Genomic DNA, 18231 nt, shown 5'->3' with positions numbered 1-18231 from the left:
CAATGTTTCTAAATGTATACAAAGGCAAAAGAGTATTAATAACCGGTCATACAGGATTCAAAGGATCCTGGTTATCCGCCTGGTTGAATTTATTGGGTGCAACCGTTGCTGGCTATTCGAAGGACATTCCAACAGTTCCGAGCAATTTCGAACTTATGAACCTTGCAGATCACATGGGACACTTCCTAGGTGACATCAGAGATAAATCGAGATTGGAAAAGGTAATCGACGATTTTAAACCGGAATTCATTTTTCATATGGCGGCTCAAGCTCTAGTAAAAAGGTCCTATCGCGATCCTGTAGAAACTTTTGAGACAAACGTAATGGGTATGGTAAATTTACTCGACATCATTCGAAGTAAGTCTTTTGTCAAAGTGGCGGTACTTATCACGAGCGATAAGGCATATAGAAATGACGAATGGCCTTGGGGTTATAGAGAAACAGACGCACTTGCTGGTCACGATCCATATAGCGGATCAAAAAGTTGTGCGGATTTAGTTGCGAACTCGTTCTATAAATCTTTTTTTGAAAATTCGGATCAGCGAATCGGAATAACGAGAGCGGGTAACGTAATCGGCGGCGGAGATTGGGCCGAAGATAGGATCGTTCCGGATTGTATTCGTGCGTGGTCAAAAAATGAACCCGTTTTAATTCGGAGTCCACTAGCGACAAGACCGTGGCAACACGTTTTAGAACCTCTAAGCGGTTACTTGGATTTGGGAAAAAGGCTCTACCTGAATCAAGACGGATTGAATGGAGAAGCCTTTAATTTCGGTCCTGACGCGAATGTAAACGAAACTGTATTAGAACTTCTTAATAAGATAAAATTAATCTGGCCAGAAGTGCGTTGGTCGATCCCGGAGGACCATAAGGAAGGTGGTAAAGAGGCCAAGTTACTTAAGTTATCTTGCGATAAGGCCCTATTTTATTTAAACTGGAGACCGGTTTTGAAAATCGATGAGACCGTTTCTTTTACAATTGATTGGTATAAGAATTGGTTGGAAAAAAATGCTGACGTAGGTTCTTTTACGAATCAGCAGATAGATTCTTACGTAGGCTTGGCAAAAGAACGTAGTATCCAATGGGTTCAATGAATGTATAATACGATTATCGAAGGAGTTTTTACTTATCCGTTACGAGAAATACCGGATCCCAAGGGTTCGGTTTTGCACATGCAGAAAGTTACCGACGAAGAATTTACGAAATTCGGAGAACTTTATTTTTCCGAGGTTACACCCGGATCCATTAAGGCGTGGAAGATCCATAGAAAGCAAACGCAAAACTTAGCCGTTCCGATTGGAAGAATTCTTCTCGTACTCTTTGATGCAAGAAAAGACGAGCAGTCTTTTTCTAGAATTTTGGAAATAGAGTTGGGACGACCTGACGCTTATGTAAGAATTCGGATTCCTACAGGAATCTATTACGGCTTCAAATGTCTTTCGGAGAACACTGCGTTGATAGCAAATTGTGTGGATACTCCGCATGACCCGGAGGACAACGAAAAGTTGGATTCTAATACAGACCAAATCCCGTATAAATGGAAATAAATTCTGCTCCAAAAAAACTCTTAATAACCGGCGCTTCCGGGTATTTGGGGGGACGAATAGTAAAATTCTTCGCTGAAAGTGAAGCTTGGAGTGTAATAGTCGCGCAAAGAGAATCGAAGGACCTTTTTAATTTCACAAATTGTAATGTTCGATCCATTGATTGGGATGATTTCCAAAGTTTGCGAAAAGTCTGCGCCGAAGTGTTTGCAGTCGTCCATTTGGCGGGAATGAACGCACAGGATTCAGCGATAAAGCCGACCGAGTCTTATAAGGTAAATACTGTCAACACTGGACTTCTTTTGGAAGCCGCTATCATAGAAAAGGTAAATAAGTTTATATATTTTTCAACTGCCCATGTGTACGCTAGTCCGTTAGTCGGTTTTTTTTCAGAAGACACGCCTACGAATAATTTTCACCCTTACGCCGCAAGTCACAAAGCCGCCGAGGATATTACGAGGTATTACGCCTCGTTAGGTAAAATCGATGGGTACGTAATTCGTTTATCCAATGCGTACGGTCCACCTCTAATGAAGGAAACAAATTGTTGGACTTTGCTCGTGAACGATTTATGCAGACAAGCAGTCGAAGAAAAAAAAATGAAACTAAGATCGAACGGATTGCAAAAAAGAGATTTTATACCCATCCACGGACTTATCAACGCTTTGCATTTTTTCTTATCAGACAATAGTTCTCCTAATTCGAGTAAAATTTTCAATCTCGGAGGAGATTGGGCGATTACAGTTTGGGAGATGGCTCAGACAATTCAGAGTAGATGTGAAATTATACTCGGATATAAACCTGCGTTGGAAAGAAACGAAACGGGTATCGAGAAGTGTAAAATCGAGAATTTGCATTACAGCATCGATAAATTAAAAGAATACGGGATTCAACCCGCTAAAAACAGACTAGGAGAAATAGACGCCCTGATTCGATTTTGCGTTACACACTTCTCATCTGGAAGAAATTAAGAATGAAGAATCCGAAAGTTAGTATTATCATTCCAACGTTTAACAGAGCGACAGATCTAGAGCGGGCTTTATCTTCGATTTTTAAACAAACGTTTCAGGATTGGGAAGTTTTGGTGGTTGATAATTCCTCGACGGACAATACTAGAGCTTTTATCGAATCTCTTTCAGATCAAAGAATTTCGTTTTTCGAAATTCAAAATCATGGAGTTGTGGCGCTTTCTAGAAATGTAGGAATTAAGAACGCGAAAGGAGTTTTTCTTGCCTTTTTGGATTCCGATGATTGGTGGCGTCCGGATAAGTTAGAAAAGTCCGTTTCAATTTTAGAATCGAAGAATTTCGATCTTATCTATCACGACCTTTATCATGTGAATTCTTTTAATCAGTTCTTTCATTTCAGAAAAGAGAAAACTAGAAATCTCGAAAAGCCTGTTTTTCAAGACCTAATTTTAAATGGGAACGGAATTAATAATTCTAGCGTTGTAGTTCGAAAGTCTATAGTGGACGAGGTTGGGGGATTAGATGAAGACCCGGATTTGGTTGCCGGTGAAGATTTTGATTTATGGATTCGTGTTTCGCGAAAAACGGATCGATTTTACAGAATCAAAGAATGCCTCGGGTATTACTGGGTAGGAGGAGGGAATCTTACCAATCCAACCCGTTCATGGAAAGTGCTTCAGGTTTTAAAGAGTAAATACTCTTCCGATTTTGAAAGTCTCGTCGATAATGAAATAAAGATGCCTTGGTGGTTTCATAAGACGATGATGCGGGTGAGCGCCTCAATAGGGGATTTTGACGGTGTTAAAAAAGAGATGAAACTATTGCAGAAGGCCCCGATTCGCACCAAATGGAAATATTTGCTTTTGTTTCAGATATGGAAAATCCGTAGATGTTTCGGTTTAAGTAAGTAGCGCTCTTCAATAAAATTAAAATCATTGTAGGTTAGAGGAAAAATGCAAAATTCAAAAGAGTTCCGCGTATGTACAAATTGTGTGATGGACACAACCGATCCCAATATCACATTCGACTCGAACGGTGTATGTAATCATTGTTTAAACTATTTCCAAAATATTAAACCCGAATGGGATCATAAATTAAACAACACAAAATTACTCAAAGATATGATCGAAAAGATTAAGGAATCAGGTAAGGGAAAAGACTACGATTGTATTTTGGGAATTAGCGGGGGAGTAGATAGTTCCTATTTGGCATATTTGGCGAAGGAGAAATTCGGCCTAAGGCCCCTTTTGTTTCACGTGGATGCCGGCTGGAATTCTCAGGAAGCCGTAAACAATATCGAAAAGATTGTAGACGGTCTAAAGTTGGATTTGATTACCGAAGTAGTAAACTGGGAAGAGATGAAGGATTTACAGCTTGCTTTTTTTCGAGCAGGCGTGCCGCACTTGGATACTCCGCAGGACCATGTTTTTTTCGCCTCGCTTTATAATTACGCTTCGAAACACGGATTTCATTACATTTTGAATGGAGGCAATTACTCCACTGAGTGTATTCGCGAACCTTTAGAGTGGCACTATCACGCCTCCGATCTAAGACAATTAAAGGACATTCATAAGAAGTTCGGTAAAAGAAAATTAAGAACATTTCCATTGGCCGGAATTTTTAAGTATAAAATCTATTATCGAATATTTAAAAAACTGAAAGTAGTCCAACCTTTGAACTACGTTCCTTACACTAAAGAAGGTGCGATACAGGAGTTGGAAATGAAGTTTGGCTGGCAACGTTACAGTCATAAACATTATGAATCACGTTTCACCAAATTCTACGAAGGCTATTGGCTGCCAAACAGATTCGGATACGATAAACGGAAAGCCCACTATTCGAGCTTGATATTAACCAATCAGAAAACTAGAAAGGATGCCTTGGAGGAGATCGCTAAAAAACCGTATGACCAGCTGACTGTCTCAAAGGATTTTGATTACATTGCATCTAAACTGGATATTTCCAGGGAAGAATTGGAAGCGATGGAAAAAGCAGAAAAAAAGTCCTATCGAGATTACAAGTCAAATAGCAATTTGATTGCGCTTGGAACAAAAATTTTTAGATTTCTGGGAATTGAAAAAAGGATAATTCAGTGATTGGGATTTTGGATTATGGCGTTGGAAATTTAAAAGCTTTTTCTAATGTTCTGAAAGGACTAGGTTTTCCGCATCAAATTGTGAAGACGAAAGAAGAACTTTCCGAATGTCAGAAACTAATCATGCCGGGCGTCGGATCCTTTGACAGCGTCATCGATAAGTTAACGGAATCGGGGATTCTGAATGTCCTTAGTCATTTGATATTGGATAAGAAAATGCCGGTCTTAGGTGTTTGTGTCGGTATGCAAATTTTAGCGGATAAGAGTGAGGAAGGTGAAAAACCCGGCTTAGGATGGATCAAAGGACGCGTGAAGAAATTTAGATTTGAAGCTAATAATTCTCATTTAACCGTTCCACAGATAGGTTGGAACGAGGTACATTCCACCAAAGAGAATCCTCTTCTCGTAGATCTTGAACAAGAACCTAGATTTTATTTTCTTCATTCATATTTTATGGAATGTGAGAACGCTGAAGAATCGATTGCTGTGGCGAATTACGGAGGTGATTTTACGTGCGCGGTAAATCGGGAGAATATTTACGGAACTCAGTTTCATCCCGAGAAAAGTCATCACAATGGAGTTTCTTTACTTCGTAATTTCGCGAAACTTTAATTATGCTTAAACCGAGAATCATCCCAGCCCTTTTAGTAAAAGACGGTGGATTAGTTAAGACCGTTAAATTCGATAACGAAAGATATATAGGCGATCCTATCAATGCGGTTAAAATTTTTAATGAAAAAGAGGCCGATGAATTAACTGTCCTTGATATTTCGGCCAGTAAGGAAAGAACGGATCCTGATTTTAGGCTCATCGAACGTTTAGCCAACGAGTGTAGAATGCCTTTGTGTTATGGCGGAGGTATTAAGAATTTAGAACAAGCGAATCGGATATTAAGTTTTGGCGTTGAAAAAATAGTGATAAGTTCCCTTGCTATCGAGAATCCGAAAATGATTAGAGCAATGGCGGATTATTTGGGGAGCCAGAGCGTAGTGGTTGCTATCGATTATAAAAAAACGGGTTTTAGTAAGAAAGAAGAGGTTGTGATCTACAATGGAACGAAGAAAACCGGAATTAGCCCGGAAGAGCTTCTGCGATCTGCGATAGACTTGGGCGCCGGAGAAATTCTTCTTAATTCTATAGACAAAGACGGCACTATGGAAGGATATGATGTGGAGACGATTAAGAAAATCAGAAAGGAGTGTGGTGTTCCTTTAACCGTGTTAGGCGGCGCCGGGTCGTTAAGAAACGTGAAGGACTTGATTTCAGAAGTCGGCATCATTGGCGTTGCCGCCGGTAGTCTGTTCATTTATAAAGGCGTTCATAAGGCAGTATTAATAAACTATCCGAATCGAGAGGAAAAAGAACAGTTGTTTAATCGTTAGTTTATTTCTGTCTTCGTTGACAATTCTCGGTCACGATTTTTTAATTCGAGTTGAATGTATATAATGTTTGCTTAAGACGTAGTTAACAAAATAAAGTGAATACAGTTAGCGGTGATCTTTTCAAGATCAATGTATCTCTTTCCTAAGTGGTGTAACGTAAATTACCTCTAACTCAGTATTTTGACCTTTAAGGTTTCCCATTATTCCCTATGAAAATTTTATTTATCGCGCCTCTTCCTCCTCCTATCAACGGACATTCTTTGGTCAGTAAGGTTCTTTACGATAGTCTTGTATCTGAACATGACGTAGAAGTAGTCAACCTTCGAAAACAAAGTCTGAAAGAAGGGATGGATTCGTTCCGCAGGGTGATCGAAATATTAAACGTCCTGTTTCAAACTTTTCGCAAGAAGAAAAATTCGGATATCCTTTACTTTACAATTTCGGAATCGCTTGCTGGTAATCTAAAGGATCTATTGATTTACGCCATTTGTTTTCGCTTAATTGGAAAAATGTATGTTCATCTTCACGGTGGAAGTTTAAAAAAACTTTTATTTGATAGATACCCTTTTCTTTTCCGAGTGAACCGTTTTTTTTTAAGTCGGGTTGGTGGAGTGATTTTATCCGGGGAATCTCATCTTGAAATTTTCGAAAATTATGTTAGCCGCGACAAGATCTCGATCGTACCTAATTTTGCTCAGGACGAAATTTTTGCTTCTGAGGACGAGATTAAACAAAAATTTAAACGGTTGGATCCTTTAAGAATATTATTCGTTAGTAATATGATCCCTCTAAAGGGATATTCCGTTTTACTTGAAGGTTTTTTAGGTATGGAATCTAAAAAACAGAAGGATTGTGTTCTAGATTTTGCGGGACGCTTTGATACTGAGGAAGAAAAATCAGCCTTCGAATTAAAGATCCGGAATCATAATAACGTGCATTATCACGGTTTGATAAACGACGCGATGAAAAACGAATTGTTTAAGAATGCACACGTATTTTGTTTACCAACGATGTTTTTTGAAGGTCAACCAGTTTCGATTTTAGAGGCCTATGCTTCGGGATGTTTCGTTGTTACTACGGGACAGAGTGGCATTTTGGATATTTTCACAGAGAACATAAACGGTTTTCTTGTTAAAGAGGGTTCGGCCGAGTCGATTTCAACAATTTTGAATTCGATAGTCGGTCAGAAGAAGGAAATATTTAAAATTGCTGAGAAAAATTGGAAAAAAGCGATCGAGGATTATCGAGCTGTAAAATATACTTCTCGATTGAAAAAAATAATCGGCGTATAATTCGATTCTAAAGCGAATCTTTCCTTTAATAGCACAGTCAAGAGGTATATAATTGAAGAAGGTATTAGTAACAGGGGCTGATGGTTTTATTGGTTCGCATCTAACGGAAGCTCTAGTCAGATCCGGTTACGAAGTGAAAGCGTTTATCTATTATAATTCTTTTGGTAGCTGGGGTTGGTTGGATCATTGTCACCCTGACGTTAAAGGAAAATTTGAAGTCTTTTTAGGTGATGTGCGCGATCCAAACGGGGTAAGAACCGCGTTAAAAGGAATGGATGCAGTCTTACATTTAGCTGCTTTGATCGGGATACCGTATTCTTATCATTCTCCTGATACTTACATTGATACGAATATCAAAGGTACTTTGAACGTTTTGCAAGCGGCGAAGGATTTAAATTTACAAAAAGTTATTCATACATCTACTAGCGAGGTTTATGGAACTGCTCAATTCGTCCCGATTACCGAAGAACATCCGCTAAAAGGCCAATCTCCCTATTCTGCAAGTAAAATCGGCGCCGATCAATTGGCTTATTCCTTTTTTGCTTCGTTTGAAACACCGGTGACCACAGTTCGACCTTTTAATACTTATGGTCCTAGGCAATCTGCAAGGGCTATCATCCCAACGATCATATCGCAGATTTTAAACGGTAAAACGAAAATCAAGCTTGGGTCAGTTTCGCCAACGAGGGATTTTAATTTCATTAAGGATACGGTGAGTGGATTCATTTCAGCTTTAAATTCTTCCAAAGGAATTGGAGAGGTGATTAACGTAGGAAACGGTTTCGAAATTTCGGTCGGTGATACGGTTAAGCTGATCGCAGAAATACTAAAACAAGATATCGAAATTATTTCGGATTCCGATCGAATTAGACCTGATAAAAGCGAAGTGGAACGTCTTTGGTGTTCCAATGAAAAAGCGAAACAACTCTTGAGCTGGAATCCTGAATATAAAGGTCTCGAAGGCTTCAAGCGAGGGTTAATCGAAACTATCGATTGGTTTAAAAATCCTGAAAACCTGAAGGCTTATAAAGCGGAGGTATACAATGTCTAAGAGGGCTGTTATCTTAGCCGGCGGAAAGGGAACACGTTTAAGACCTTATACTACAGTACTTCCTAAGCCGTTGATGCCGATTGGCGATTATCCTATTTTGGAAGTTATCGTAAAACAATTGGTAAGATACGGTTATTCCCATATTACAATGGCGGTGAATCATCAAGCGCAACTGATTCAAGCCTTTTTCCAAGATGGCTCCAAATGGAAAGTGGAAATCGATTATTCGTTAGAGGATAAAGCTCTCGGAACAATGGGGCCACTGAAATTAATTTCCGATTTGCCTGAAAATTTTCTCGTAATGAACGGAGACGTCCTAACGGATATCGATTTTGAAAGTTTTTATAATACACATGTTGCTTCGAAATCGGTATATACGATTTCTTCAAAAAAGAGGCAACAGAAAATTGATTACGGAGTTTTGGAGACAAACTCGAAGGGAATGTTGGTTGGTTTTCACGAAAAGCCGACTCAGGATTACGAAGTAAGTATGGGTGTTTATATGGTAAATCAGGAAGTTTTGAATTTTATTCCTCGAAATGAAGTGTTCGGTTTTGACCATCTGATGCTAAAGCTCATCGAAAAACAAAGGCGGATTTCTGTAATTCCTCATTCCGGCTATTGGTTGGATATTGGACGTCCTGATGATTATGAGAAAGCAATCGACGAATTTGAAACTATGAAGAATCGTTTGTTCTATGATTGATGTTCTCTTAACTGGGGCTTCCGGTTTTATTGGAAAAGCATTGGTCCAAAATCTACAAAATAGGAATCTACAATATTTTGCGTTGGACCGAAAAGCAGGCGATATTGCAAATCCAGAAACTTGGATAAATCTTCCAAAAGCGAGAACAGTAGTACATCTCGCCGGGAATACTTTTGTACCTGAAAGTTGGAAGAATACATATTTATTCATAAATTCGAATGTGATGGGAACTCAGAACGCTCTGGATTACGCGGAGTCCCAACAGGCGCAGTTTGTGTTTATTAGCGCCTATCTTTACGGAAGAGTGAATAAATTACCGATTTCGGAATTAGATTCTGTTTCGCCTAACAATCCTTATGCCTTATCGAAATATTTGGCTGAACAACTTTGTAAATTCTACGCGGAATATAAAAATTTGAATGTTAGGGTTTTACGGTTATTTAATGTTTACGGCCCGGGGCAGAAGGAATATTTTTTAATTCCGTCTATTATCAAGCAGATTTTAGAGAAGAATGAAATTCGGGTTTTAGATTTAAAACCAAAACGCGATTATGTTTTCTTGCGAGACGTGGTTGACGCGATTGTTTCTGCTTGTGAACCTTTGGATGGTTTCCAAATATTTAATATTGGATCCGGTCGATCCTATTCCGTCGAGGAAGTCATTGGGATAATTCAGAAAATTGCGAATACCTCTTTGCCGATTGTCTCCAATTTGGTAGAGCGCAAAGAAGAAATATCCGATGTGATCGCGGATATTTCAAAGGCGAGAAATTTACTCGGCTGGGAGCCAAAATATACTTTCGACTCTGGAATCAATGAAATTTTGAATGCTTCGAGTTCTACTAAGTAAGAAAGATACATTCAAAGATTGGGTTAGGAATTTAAAGAGATGGTTTCAGTAAAAAGAATATTGGTCTTAGGTGCATCCGGAATGTTAGGGAGCGCAATCTTTAATGTTCTTTCAGAATATCAAGACTACATTGTTTACGGAACGATAAGAAGCTTCGAATATCGAAAGTATTTTTCGAAAATTCACTCTGAGAGAATTCTGGGGAACGTAGACGTCTTGGATCAGGACTCAATGATATCACTTTTCTCTTCGGTAAAACCTGATATCGTTATCAATTGTATTGGAATCATCAAACAGCAAAGTTCGGCGAAGGATCCACTTACCGTAATTCCGATCAATGCAATTTTACCGCATCGTCTGGCAAACCTTTGCAAGTTGGTTGGAGCAAGATTAATTCTGATGAGTACCGATTGTGTATTTGATGGGAAAGGCGGAAACTATAAGGAGACCGATTTTCCAAATGCGGAAGATCTTTATGGTAAATCTAAAGAGATCGGAGAAATTTCTGACCAGGAGAATGTTTTTACAATTAGGACGTCTATAATCGGACATGAATTAAATTCGAATTTTTCGCTGGTGAACTGGTTTCTATCTCAAAAACAGGAGGTTAGCGGGTATAAAAACGCGATCTTTTCCGGTTTACCCACCTGTGAAATTGCCGAAATATTAAGAAATTATATTATTCCGATGGAACAATTATACGGTATATTTCACGTTTCTGCGGATCCAATTTCAAAATTTGAACTAATAAATCTGATAGCGGAAATCTACGAAAAAAAAATAAAAATAGTTCCGGATGAGAAAATTAAAATAGATCGCTCTTTGAATTCTCTAAAGTTTCAGAATGTCACTGGATATAAGCCGTCGGTTTGGCGGGACCTTATCGTTTCGATGAAAAAATATAAAGATAAATACTTGGAAAACGTGCATGTTTGATAATAAAGTTTTAATGATCACCGGAGGAACCGGTTCTTTCGGAAATACTGTTCTAAAACGGTTTTTAGATACTAAAGTTAAGGAAATTCGTATCTTTAGCCGCGATGAAAAAAAGCAAGAGGATATGCGAATCGCCTTATCCAACGAGAAAGTAAAATTTTATATTGGCGACGTTCGAGACTATGAGAGCATTTCTCAGGCTACAATCGGCGTAGATTATATTTTTCATGCGGCGGCTCTTAAACAAGTACCTTCCTGTGAATTTTATCCTATGGAGGCGATTAAAACTAATGTAATAGGGACAGAAAATGTTCTCAATGCTGCGATTGAGAACGGGGTCGAACGCGTAGTGTTGCTTAGTACGGATAAGGCAGTTTATCCGATCAACGCAATGGGAATTTCCAAAGCTATGGCGGAGAAACTATTAGTAGCAAAGTCTCGAACTGTTCGCGAAAACGGAACCGTACTGTGTGCCACTCGTTATGGAAACGTGATGGCATCCAGAGGATCGGTAATTCCTCTATTTATTGAGCAGATCAAAAAGAATATACCGCTTACTGTTACGGATCCGAATATGACACGCTTTCTTATGTCTTTAGAAGATTCCGTTGACCTAGTGCTTCACGCCTTCACTCATGGGCGGCAAGGTGACATTTTTATCCAGAAGGCCCCCTCTTCGACAGTGGAAGATTTGGCAAAGGCTTTATTAGAAATTTTTAATAGTAAAAGCTCTGTCTCGATAATCGGAACAAGGCACGGCGAAAAACTTTACGAATCTTTGGTTTCGAGAGAAGAAATGGCAAAAGCGGACGATATGGGGCGCTATTATAGAATTCCAGCAGACAATAGAGATCTTAATTACAACAAATATTTTGTCGAGGGGGAGCAAAAAGTCTCTCAATTAGACGATTACACTTCACATAATACGGAAAGATTAAACGTTTCTCAAGTGAAAGATCTTCTCTTAAAACTAAACTTTATTCAGGAGAGTTTGAATGCTTAAAGTGATGACCATCGTCGGCACAAGACCTGAGTTGATTAAAATGAGCCGAGTTATTGCCGCGCTGGATCGTAGTTTTAAGCATATCTTAGTTCACTCAGGTCAGAATTATGATTACGAATTAAACCAGGTTTTTTTTGATGATTTGGAAATCAGAAAGCCCGATTATTTTATGAATGTCGCTGGCGATTCAGCTACTGCGACTATTGCTCAGGTTTTGTTAAAAGCCGACGAAGTTTTCGAATTAGAAAAACCAGATGCGCTCTTGCTTTACGGAGATACGAATACTTGTCTTTCTATCATTTCCGCTAAAAGAAAAAAAATCCCCGTTTTCCACATGGAGGCGGGTAACCGTTGTTTTGATCAGCGTGTTCCGGAAGAATTAAATCGCAAAGTTGTAGATCATCTGAGTGACATCAATTTAGTTTTAACCGAACACGCGAGGCGATATTTGCTAGCGGAAGGGATTCGACCGGAAACTATCATAAAAACTGGGTCTCACATGGACGAGGTTTTGCAATACTACGAGACTAAAATCGAAAAGTCTAACATTCTCGAAACTCTAAAATTAGAAGATCAAAAGTATTTCCTCGTTAGTTCGCATAGGGAAGAGAACGTGGATACGAACGAAAATTTGCATAGTTTATTAGAATCTTTGAATGCAATTTGCCAGGAATACGGCTATCCGGTTATTGTTTCCACGCATCCGAGAACTAAAAAACGGTTGGAAAATTTCAGTGACCTTAGAATGAACCCTTTGATAGTATTTCTAAAACCTTTCGGTTTTTTAGATTACGTCCGCCTTCAAATGTCGGCATTTTGTATTTTGTCGGATAGCGGAACCATTACAGAGGAAGCTTCACTATTAAATCTTCCGGCAATAACGATCCGAAATGCTCATGAACGTCCGGAGGGTATGGACGTTGGAACCTTAATTATGAGTGGATTAAAAAAAGAACGAATAATAGATTCAATCCAAATCGTAACGGCTCAACACCGATCGGGTGATTCTAAGAAACGAGTTGTTGAAGATTACCCAGCGGGCATAGTTTCGCAAAAAATAGTTTCGATCGTTCAGAGTTATACGGATTACGTTAATCGTACCGTTTGGAACAAAAGTTAACTTCTTTATGAAAATTTGTATTGTTGTCGATGATTACCTTCCGGATAGTGCGAAAGTCGCCGCGAAGATGATGCACGAGTTAGCCGTTGAGTTTCGATTGAGAGACCACGAAGTCACTGTTTTGACTCCCGGAAAAAATCTTACCTCTCCATTTCAAATTAACGAATTTGATCAAGTTAAAGTAATACGTTTTGATTCTGGACCGCTTAAGAACATTTCGAAACTCAAAAGATTAATAAACGAAATCCTGCTGCCGATTAAATGCTGGAAAGCATTAGAAAATTATCTTACGGTAAATTCTCACGACTATATTCTTTATTATTCTCCTTCCATTTTTTGGTTCGGTTTAATACGGAAGCTAAAAAAAAAATGGAAGGCCCCTTCTTATTTGATTTTACGAGACCTCTTTCCGCAGTGGGTTATCGATGCTGGATTGATAGGGGAATTTTCTCCAATTGCTATTTTTCTTCGTTACTGTGAGAGGCAAAATTATAAAGTTGCAGATACCATTGCTGTTCAATCCCCCAGAAATAAAAGTTGGTTCTCAAAAAAATATAAAGAATTTAAAAACGTTCAAGTTTTATACAACTGGAGTTCAGCTTCAAAAATTCAGTCAGCAAGTGGTTTGTATAGAAAAAAGTTAAACTTAGAAAACAAGGTAGTTTTCTTTTACGGAGGCAATATCGGACAAGCTCAAGATATGAGAACCATACTACGCCTTGCGAAAAGATTTGAATCAATTCCGAAGGCGCACTTTCTTCTTGTAGGAGCTGGGGACGAATTTGAATTAATAAAAAAGGCCATCAAATTCGAGAATATTTCAAACTTAACTTTACTAGATTCCGTTTCTCAGGATCAATATAGAGAGATGCTTTCAGAATTTGATATAGGTTTATTCACCTTAAGTTTGAAACATAAAACTCATAATTTCCCAGGGAAAATCCTGGAATACATGTGTCAAGGAAAACCAGTTTTGGGTTCTGTAAACCCAGGTAATGATTTGCAAGAAATAATTAATATAGCAAAAGCTGGTTTTGTTTCTGTTACGGGCGATGACGATTTTTTTTACCAAAACGCTTTACAGCTAATGGACCCCGATGTACGTGAAGCATGTGGAAGGAATGGAGAAGCTCTGTTAAAAAAAACATTCTCAGTGAATTCTGCAGTGAATTCAATTTTGAAAGAATATGAAAATCTTACTAATAAGTAACCCAATTGAACATGTACGTTAGACGTCACTCTCGAATTCATGAGCAAGTCTTACTCAGCAACACCTTTCAACTTTTGACTGGAACCTTGTTGATCGTCGGGATTACGGTGATTCCAAAATGGGGATTTGAATTTTGGCGAGACATCGACACGAATAGCAAGAATACCTTAATTGGAGTTTTAATTTCTTTTTGTATTATTGCCATCTCGCTTAGAAAGTTATTCAAATATCCGGGAGCGCAATCATCTGCTTATATTCTTCCTTCGACTGCAATTATCTATAGCTTAATGCTGGCGGCTTATCTTCTTTTGCGGTTTGAATACAGCGTACAGGTGTTCGTCTTAGGGGCGATTGTTACTCTTGGCTGGTGTTATATAGGTTATTTTCTCGGACATCGATATAGAAAACAAAGATATGCTCTGATTCCATTTGGCGAAGCGTTAGAATTTCAAGAGATGCACGGGACGGAGTTCGTTTTTTTGAAGAAACCCGATCTTGAAAAGCAGCGATTTGATGGAGTTGTCGCCGACCTGAGATCGGGGGATCTTACTCCTGATTGGGAAAAATTTTTGGCAAAATGCACGCTTTCGAGAATACCAGTCTACCATACTAAACAGATTATTGAATCACTCACGGGAAGAGTGAAGATCAATCACCTCTCTGAAAATGAACTGGGAACTCTTCTACCTTCTATTGTTTATGAAAGACTAAAGAGAATTATTGATTTGATTGCATCTTTTATACTGATTCCGTTATTGTTGCCAATTTTAATAGGAACTGCGATTTTGATTCGTTTGGAAAGTAAAGGTCCGGCCTTTTTTCTTCAAAAACGAATGGGTTTTCGAGGACGTCCATTCACAGTAATCAAGTTTAGGACAATGTTTTTAGATGTTAAAGGGAAAGGTTTTACAGATGGTGAAAATGATCCTCGAATCACAAAGATTGGAAAATATCTAAGGAGGTATCGAATAGATGAACTTCCTCAACTTTTTAATATTTTGTTAGGTGAAATGAGTTTTATAGGTCCGAGACCGGAATCTATGGAACTTTCAGAGTGGTATGAAAAAGATGTTCCATTTTTCGCATATAGACACGTCGTTAGACCAGGAATTTCCGGTTGGGCTCAAGTGGAGCAAGGCTATGCCGCAGAAGTAGATGGAATGAAGTTAAAACTGGAATATGATTTTTATTATATTCGAAGATTTTCACTTTGGCTGGACATTTTGATTTTTTTCAAGACATTAAAGACCATTTTCACTGGATTCGGATCAAGATGACGACTTATTTTTTTATATACTAATTGTCTTCTTGATAAATTACAAAATATAAAGTTACTAAATTTTAAAGTATCAATTGTAATTAGAGAATTAGATGTCTGGATTAGTTCGATTTGGTAAACTCAAAGGGAAGATGGAATGAATTTTTTTTTATTTAAAGTAAGGTTGTTTTCCTTGCCGGCTATTTACTGGGTTTGTTCCTTGTTGATTGGATTCGGCAGCGTAAGCGTTCGCCTTTCATTGCTTACGATTGTTTTGTCTTTTTCGTTATCAATTTATTTACTTAGGAGAATAAAGCTAAATATTTTTTCTATTTTGCTTTTGTTATTACTCGTTGGTTTTCTATTCACCTATTATCTTTTCTACGAAGTGCCGGTTCTACCGAATGAAATCGACGGAAAATTATATCTCGTCTGGTATTTGTTCAAAGCGTTACCGGTATTTTTTTCCTTCTTAATTATTCTTGGCCTACCAGATGCGACTCAGAAGAAGTTATTTTTTATTGGAATTGCTTTTGGTATGTTTTTATTTGCTATCGTAAACACCTTGGCGACGGTGGCTTATCTTGATCCCCCGTATTATGGAAAGGCCTATCATCTTTTTTTACGCTCCGAATATAATTCTCCGGGAATTACAATTTTGGCAAGTATGTTGCCGATTGCGTTATTTTGCTTTGAGGGCTATTTTTCCGAGATTAAAACTCATCTAAAGGCTAAACAACTTTTCTTTGGGGTGGTTTTTTTGATAAGTTTGTTTATCTCCTTTTTATTCAGTGCTCGAACATTCTTTTTTATAGTTCTTTTGAATGTAGTTGTATTATCGGTTATCTGGCTATGGCGAAGCCTCGTCTTTTCGGAAAAGAGTAGGATATATAAAATTTCCATTAGCTTGGTAGTAGCTATTTCTTTAATTCTGTTAATATTTTTCTTTCTCAATTTTACAGAAATTGGGCAGAGAATGTTACATGGGGTTTACTCGGAAAAGATTAATCATCAAGTGGATTATTGGACGACCATTCGGAAGGGTTTTTTTGTTTATCCGAAAATTCAAATCAACAGTAGCTTTACGTTTTGGTATCATAATTTTTTCTACGACACTCATAAGACTTCCGGTCCTTTCACTGCTTTGTTGATATACGCCTATTTTATAATTTCTTTTGTGCTTCTTCTGATACGACTTACAGAGAAAGCGAAGAATGCTATAGAATACTTTCATTTTTATGTTTGTTTTTTACCGTATTTATTCACATCAATCCCATGGGAATCTTCTGAGCCTCAAATGATCGCATTATATTCAGGACTTGGAGCTTTGATTTCTACCTTACAGAAGGATGATTCTCCCATTTCTAATTCGAAGCAGAAAACAGAAATCGACTAAGCCAGTTGAAAAGAGATAGAAAATTGAATAAAATCTTGGAGACGGTAGATCAGTTAGATCTTAGTGATAAATAAAAATATGATTCTCCAAAGGTTATATATTCGTTATCCAAATTTAAAGAAAATTCTCCATAATGGTGGATGGCTTTTTTTTGATAAAATATTTCGAATGGGCGTAGGAATGCTCTTGGGAGTGTGGATTGCTAGATATCTTGGCCCAGACACCTACGGTAAATTAAACTATGTGGTCGCTTATATAGCTTTGGTTGGAAGTTTTGCCAATCTTGGGTTAGACGGAATTGTAGTTCGCGAATTGATAAAAGAGAAAAATTACAAGGAAGAGATTTTATCCACTTCATTCATTCTTCAATTAGTCGCGGGATTACTTGCATATTCGTCTTGCCTAATTATTATTCTTTTTTTAAGACCGGATGAATCGGATATTTTTTGGATGGTGTGTATTATAGGCTTTACTTTGAGCCTACGGGCAGTTGCTGTAATTCGGTATTGGTATGAAGCGGAAACCCTGGCAAAATACTTCGTTTGGCTTGAAAATTCTCTTTTCGTTATTTTTTCTATTTTACGAATTTTACTCATTTTGAATGGATTTGGTATTTTTGCTTTCGTATGGCTTGGACTAATCGAAACCATATTGAATTCCTTAGGGTATTATCTCTTATATAATTTTCATAACCGAAATTTTTCTTTAAGGCATTCTAATTGGAAAAGAGCAAAATCGCTATTGCGAAATAGTTGGATGTTAATGCTTTCAGGACTTGCAGTTATAATCTATATGAGAATCGATCAAATAATGATTGGTCAAATGATTGGTGATGAAGCCGTTGGAGTTTATACAGCCGCTGTGAAAATCAGCGAAGTATGGTATTTTATTCCGATGGCGATTGTTTCATCGATATTTCCAGCGATTATAAAGGCTAAAGCGTTTGATCAAAAGCTCTATTTAGAACGACTGCGGTTGCTTCATTCTTTTTTATTCGTTCTTTCATTGCTAATTGCTTTGCCGATGACTTTCTTATCAGAGCCGATTATTCTTTTTCTCTTCGGCGTCAAGTTTTCGGAAGCGGGACCGATTTTAGCGATTCATATCTGGGCGGGAGTTTTCGTTTTTTTAGGGGTGGCTAGTAGTCGTTATTATTTAACGGAAAATTTACAACGAGGAGAACTTTATAAAAGCGTAATAGGTTGTTTTTTTAATGTGTTTCTAAATTATTTGTTAATCCCAATGTTTGGGATCAAGGGGGCCGCGATAGCCACAGTCATTTCGCAATTTGTAGCTAGTATTCTTTTTAATCTTTTTTATAAGAAAACTCGTGAGATATTCTTTATTCAATTGGAATCGATTTATTTTTGGCGCTTTTTAGGACAAATTAATCAGTTTCGAAAATCAATAACATAAAAAA

At 37.9% G+C, this 18231-nt stretch carries 18 protein-coding genes; all 18 read left to right on the top strand.

Annotated elements, in window-relative coordinates:
- Positions 1-2: 2 nt before the first annotated feature.
- Positions 3-1094, top strand: a complete 1092-nt coding sequence (gene rfbG, locus JWG45_RS09050; RefSeq protein WP_205279434.1) for a CDP-glucose 4,6-dehydratase — start codon at positions 3-5, stop codon at positions 1092-1094.
- A complete protein-coding gene (locus JWG45_RS09045) occupies positions 1095-1547 on the top strand; it encodes a dTDP-4-dehydrorhamnose 3,5-epimerase family protein (RefSeq protein WP_205279433.1) in 453 nt (150 codons plus the stop codon).
- Positions 1538-2515, top strand: coding sequence for an NAD-dependent epimerase/dehydratase family protein (locus JWG45_RS09040; RefSeq protein WP_205279432.1), 978 nt, complete (start codon positions 1538-1540; stop codon positions 2513-2515). Before JWG45_RS09045 ends, JWG45_RS09040 begins: the two co-directional genes overlap by 10 nt.
- 2 nt (positions 2516-2517) lie before the next feature.
- The gene (locus tag JWG45_RS09035) at positions 2518-3423 is read left to right on the top strand and encodes a glycosyltransferase family 2 protein (protein WP_205279431.1); all 906 of its coding nucleotides are present in this window, start codon (positions 2518-2520) and stop codon (positions 3421-3423) included.
- Positions 3424-3465: 42 nt separating this feature from the next.
- Positions 3466-4608 (top strand): N-acetyl sugar amidotransferase, encoded by a 1143-nt coding sequence (locus tag JWG45_RS09030; protein WP_205279430.1) that lies wholly within the window; start codon positions 3466-3468, stop codon positions 4606-4608.
- The gene (gene hisH / locus JWG45_RS09025) at positions 4605-5219 is read left to right on the top strand and encodes an imidazole glycerol phosphate synthase subunit HisH (RefSeq protein WP_205279429.1); all 615 of its coding nucleotides are present in this window, start codon (positions 4605-4607) and stop codon (positions 5217-5219) included. The genes JWG45_RS09030 and hisH overlap by 4 nt, the downstream gene beginning before the upstream one ends.
- 2 nt (positions 5220-5221) lie before the next feature.
- Positions 5222-5989 (top strand): AglZ/HisF2 family acetamidino modification protein, encoded by a 768-nt coding sequence (locus tag JWG45_RS09020; RefSeq protein WP_205279428.1) that lies wholly within the window; start codon positions 5222-5224, stop codon positions 5987-5989.
- Positions 5990-6198: 209 nt separating this feature from the next.
- Positions 6199-7281 (top strand): glycosyltransferase family 4 protein, encoded by a 1083-nt coding sequence (locus JWG45_RS09015; protein ID WP_205279427.1) that lies wholly within the window; start codon positions 6199-6201, stop codon positions 7279-7281.
- Between the two features lie 52 nt (positions 7282-7333).
- Positions 7334-8332: an NAD-dependent 4,6-dehydratase LegB gene (locus tag JWG45_RS09010; protein ID WP_205279426.1), complete on the top strand. Its 999-nt coding sequence runs from the start codon at positions 7334-7336 to the stop codon at positions 8330-8332.
- Positions 8325-9038: a sugar phosphate nucleotidyltransferase gene (locus tag JWG45_RS09005; RefSeq protein ID WP_205279425.1), complete on the top strand. Its 714-nt coding sequence runs from the start codon at positions 8325-8327 to the stop codon at positions 9036-9038. Before JWG45_RS09010 ends, JWG45_RS09005 begins: the two co-directional genes overlap by 8 nt.
- Complete coding sequence (locus JWG45_RS09000; protein WP_205279424.1) at positions 9031-9888, top strand: NAD-dependent epimerase/dehydratase family protein; 858 nt, start codon at positions 9031-9033, stop codon at positions 9886-9888. Before JWG45_RS09005 ends, JWG45_RS09000 begins: the two co-directional genes overlap by 8 nt.
- Before the next feature lie 39 nt (positions 9889-9927).
- Positions 9928-10824, top strand: a complete 897-nt coding sequence (locus JWG45_RS08995) for a dTDP-4-dehydrorhamnose reductase family protein (RefSeq protein ID WP_205279423.1) — start codon at positions 9928-9930, stop codon at positions 10822-10824.
- The gene (locus JWG45_RS08990) at positions 10817-11827 is read left to right on the top strand and encodes a nucleoside-diphosphate sugar epimerase/dehydratase (RefSeq protein WP_205279422.1); all 1011 of its coding nucleotides are present in this window, start codon (positions 10817-10819) and stop codon (positions 11825-11827) included. Before JWG45_RS08995 ends, JWG45_RS08990 begins: the two co-directional genes overlap by 8 nt.
- Complete coding sequence (gene wecB, locus JWG45_RS08985; RefSeq protein ID WP_205279421.1) at positions 11820-12947, top strand: non-hydrolyzing UDP-N-acetylglucosamine 2-epimerase; 1128 nt, start codon at positions 11820-11822, stop codon at positions 12945-12947. Before JWG45_RS08990 ends, wecB begins: the two co-directional genes overlap by 8 nt.
- 7 nt (positions 12948-12954) lie before the next feature.
- Positions 12955-14157, top strand: a complete 1203-nt coding sequence (locus tag JWG45_RS08980) for a glycosyltransferase family 4 protein (protein ID WP_205279420.1) — start codon at positions 12955-12957, stop codon at positions 14155-14157.
- A gap of 11 nt (positions 14158-14168) precedes the next feature.
- The gene (locus tag JWG45_RS08975) at positions 14169-15434 is read left to right on the top strand and encodes a sugar transferase (RefSeq protein WP_205279525.1); all 1266 of its coding nucleotides are present in this window, start codon (positions 14169-14171) and stop codon (positions 15432-15434) included.
- A gap of 138 nt (positions 15435-15572) precedes the next feature.
- The gene (locus tag JWG45_RS08970) at positions 15573-16811 is read left to right on the top strand and encodes a DUF1229 domain-containing protein (RefSeq protein ID WP_205279419.1); all 1239 of its coding nucleotides are present in this window, start codon (positions 15573-15575) and stop codon (positions 16809-16811) included.
- Between the two features lie 81 nt (positions 16812-16892).
- On the top strand, positions 16893-18227 hold the full coding sequence (locus tag JWG45_RS08965) for a flippase (protein ID WP_205279524.1): 1335 nt from the start codon (positions 16893-16895) through the stop codon (positions 18225-18227).
- Positions 18228-18231: the final 4 nt, after the last annotated feature.

It is taken from the genome of Leptospira ainlahdjerensis (genome assembly GCF_016919175.1).
In the GTDB taxonomy this organism is placed as follows: Bacteria; Spirochaetota; Leptospiria; order Leptospirales; family Leptospiraceae; genus Leptospira; species Leptospira ainlahdjerensis.
The sequence above is the reverse complement of the archived record's forward strand: the minus strand, read 5'-3'. Positions and strand labels throughout refer to the sequence as shown.

Excerpts from the sequence above, each read along its gene's own strand:
- rfbG (WP_205279434.1), top strand. The coding sequence starts at position 3 with ATGTTTCTAAATGTATACAAAGGCAAAAGAGTATTAATAACCGGTCAT.
- JWG45_RS09045 (WP_205279433.1), top strand. The coding sequence starts at position 1,095 with ATGTATAATACGATTATCGAAGGAGTTTTTACTTATCCGTTACGAGAA.
- JWG45_RS09040 (WP_205279432.1), top strand. The coding sequence starts at position 1,538 with ATGGAAATAAATTCTGCTCCAAAAAAACTCTTAATAACCGGCGCTTCC.
- JWG45_RS09035 (WP_205279431.1), top strand. The coding sequence starts at position 2,518 with ATGAAGAATCCGAAAGTTAGTATTATCATTCCAACGTTTAACAGAGCG.
- JWG45_RS09030 (WP_205279430.1), top strand. The coding sequence starts at position 3,466 with ATGCAAAATTCAAAAGAGTTCCGCGTATGTACAAATTGTGTGATGGAC.
- JWG45_RS09020 (WP_205279428.1), top strand. The coding sequence starts at position 5,222 with ATGCTTAAACCGAGAATCATCCCAGCCCTTTTAGTAAAAGACGGTGGA.
- JWG45_RS09015 (WP_205279427.1), top strand. The coding sequence starts at position 6,199 with ATGAAAATTTTATTTATCGCGCCTCTTCCTCCTCCTATCAACGGACAT.
- JWG45_RS09005 (WP_205279425.1), top strand. The coding sequence starts at position 8,325 with ATGTCTAAGAGGGCTGTTATCTTAGCCGGCGGAAAGGGAACACGTTTA.
- JWG45_RS09000 (WP_205279424.1), top strand. The coding sequence starts at position 9,031 with ATGATTGATGTTCTCTTAACTGGGGCTTCCGGTTTTATTGGAAAAGCA.
- JWG45_RS08995 (WP_205279423.1), top strand. The coding sequence starts at position 9,928 with ATGGTTTCAGTAAAAAGAATATTGGTCTTAGGTGCATCCGGAATGTTA.
- JWG45_RS08990 (WP_205279422.1), top strand. The coding sequence starts at position 10,817 with ATGTTTGATAATAAAGTTTTAATGATCACCGGAGGAACCGGTTCTTTC.
- wecB (WP_205279421.1), top strand. The coding sequence starts at position 11,820 with ATGCTTAAAGTGATGACCATCGTCGGCACAAGACCTGAGTTGATTAAA.
- JWG45_RS08980 (WP_205279420.1), top strand. The coding sequence starts at position 12,955 with ATGAAAATTTGTATTGTTGTCGATGATTACCTTCCGGATAGTGCGAAA.
- JWG45_RS08975 (WP_205279525.1), top strand. The coding sequence starts at position 14,169 with ATGTACGTTAGACGTCACTCTCGAATTCATGAGCAAGTCTTACTCAGC.
- JWG45_RS08970 (WP_205279419.1), top strand. The coding sequence starts at position 15,573 with ATGAATTTTTTTTTATTTAAAGTAAGGTTGTTTTCCTTGCCGGCTATT.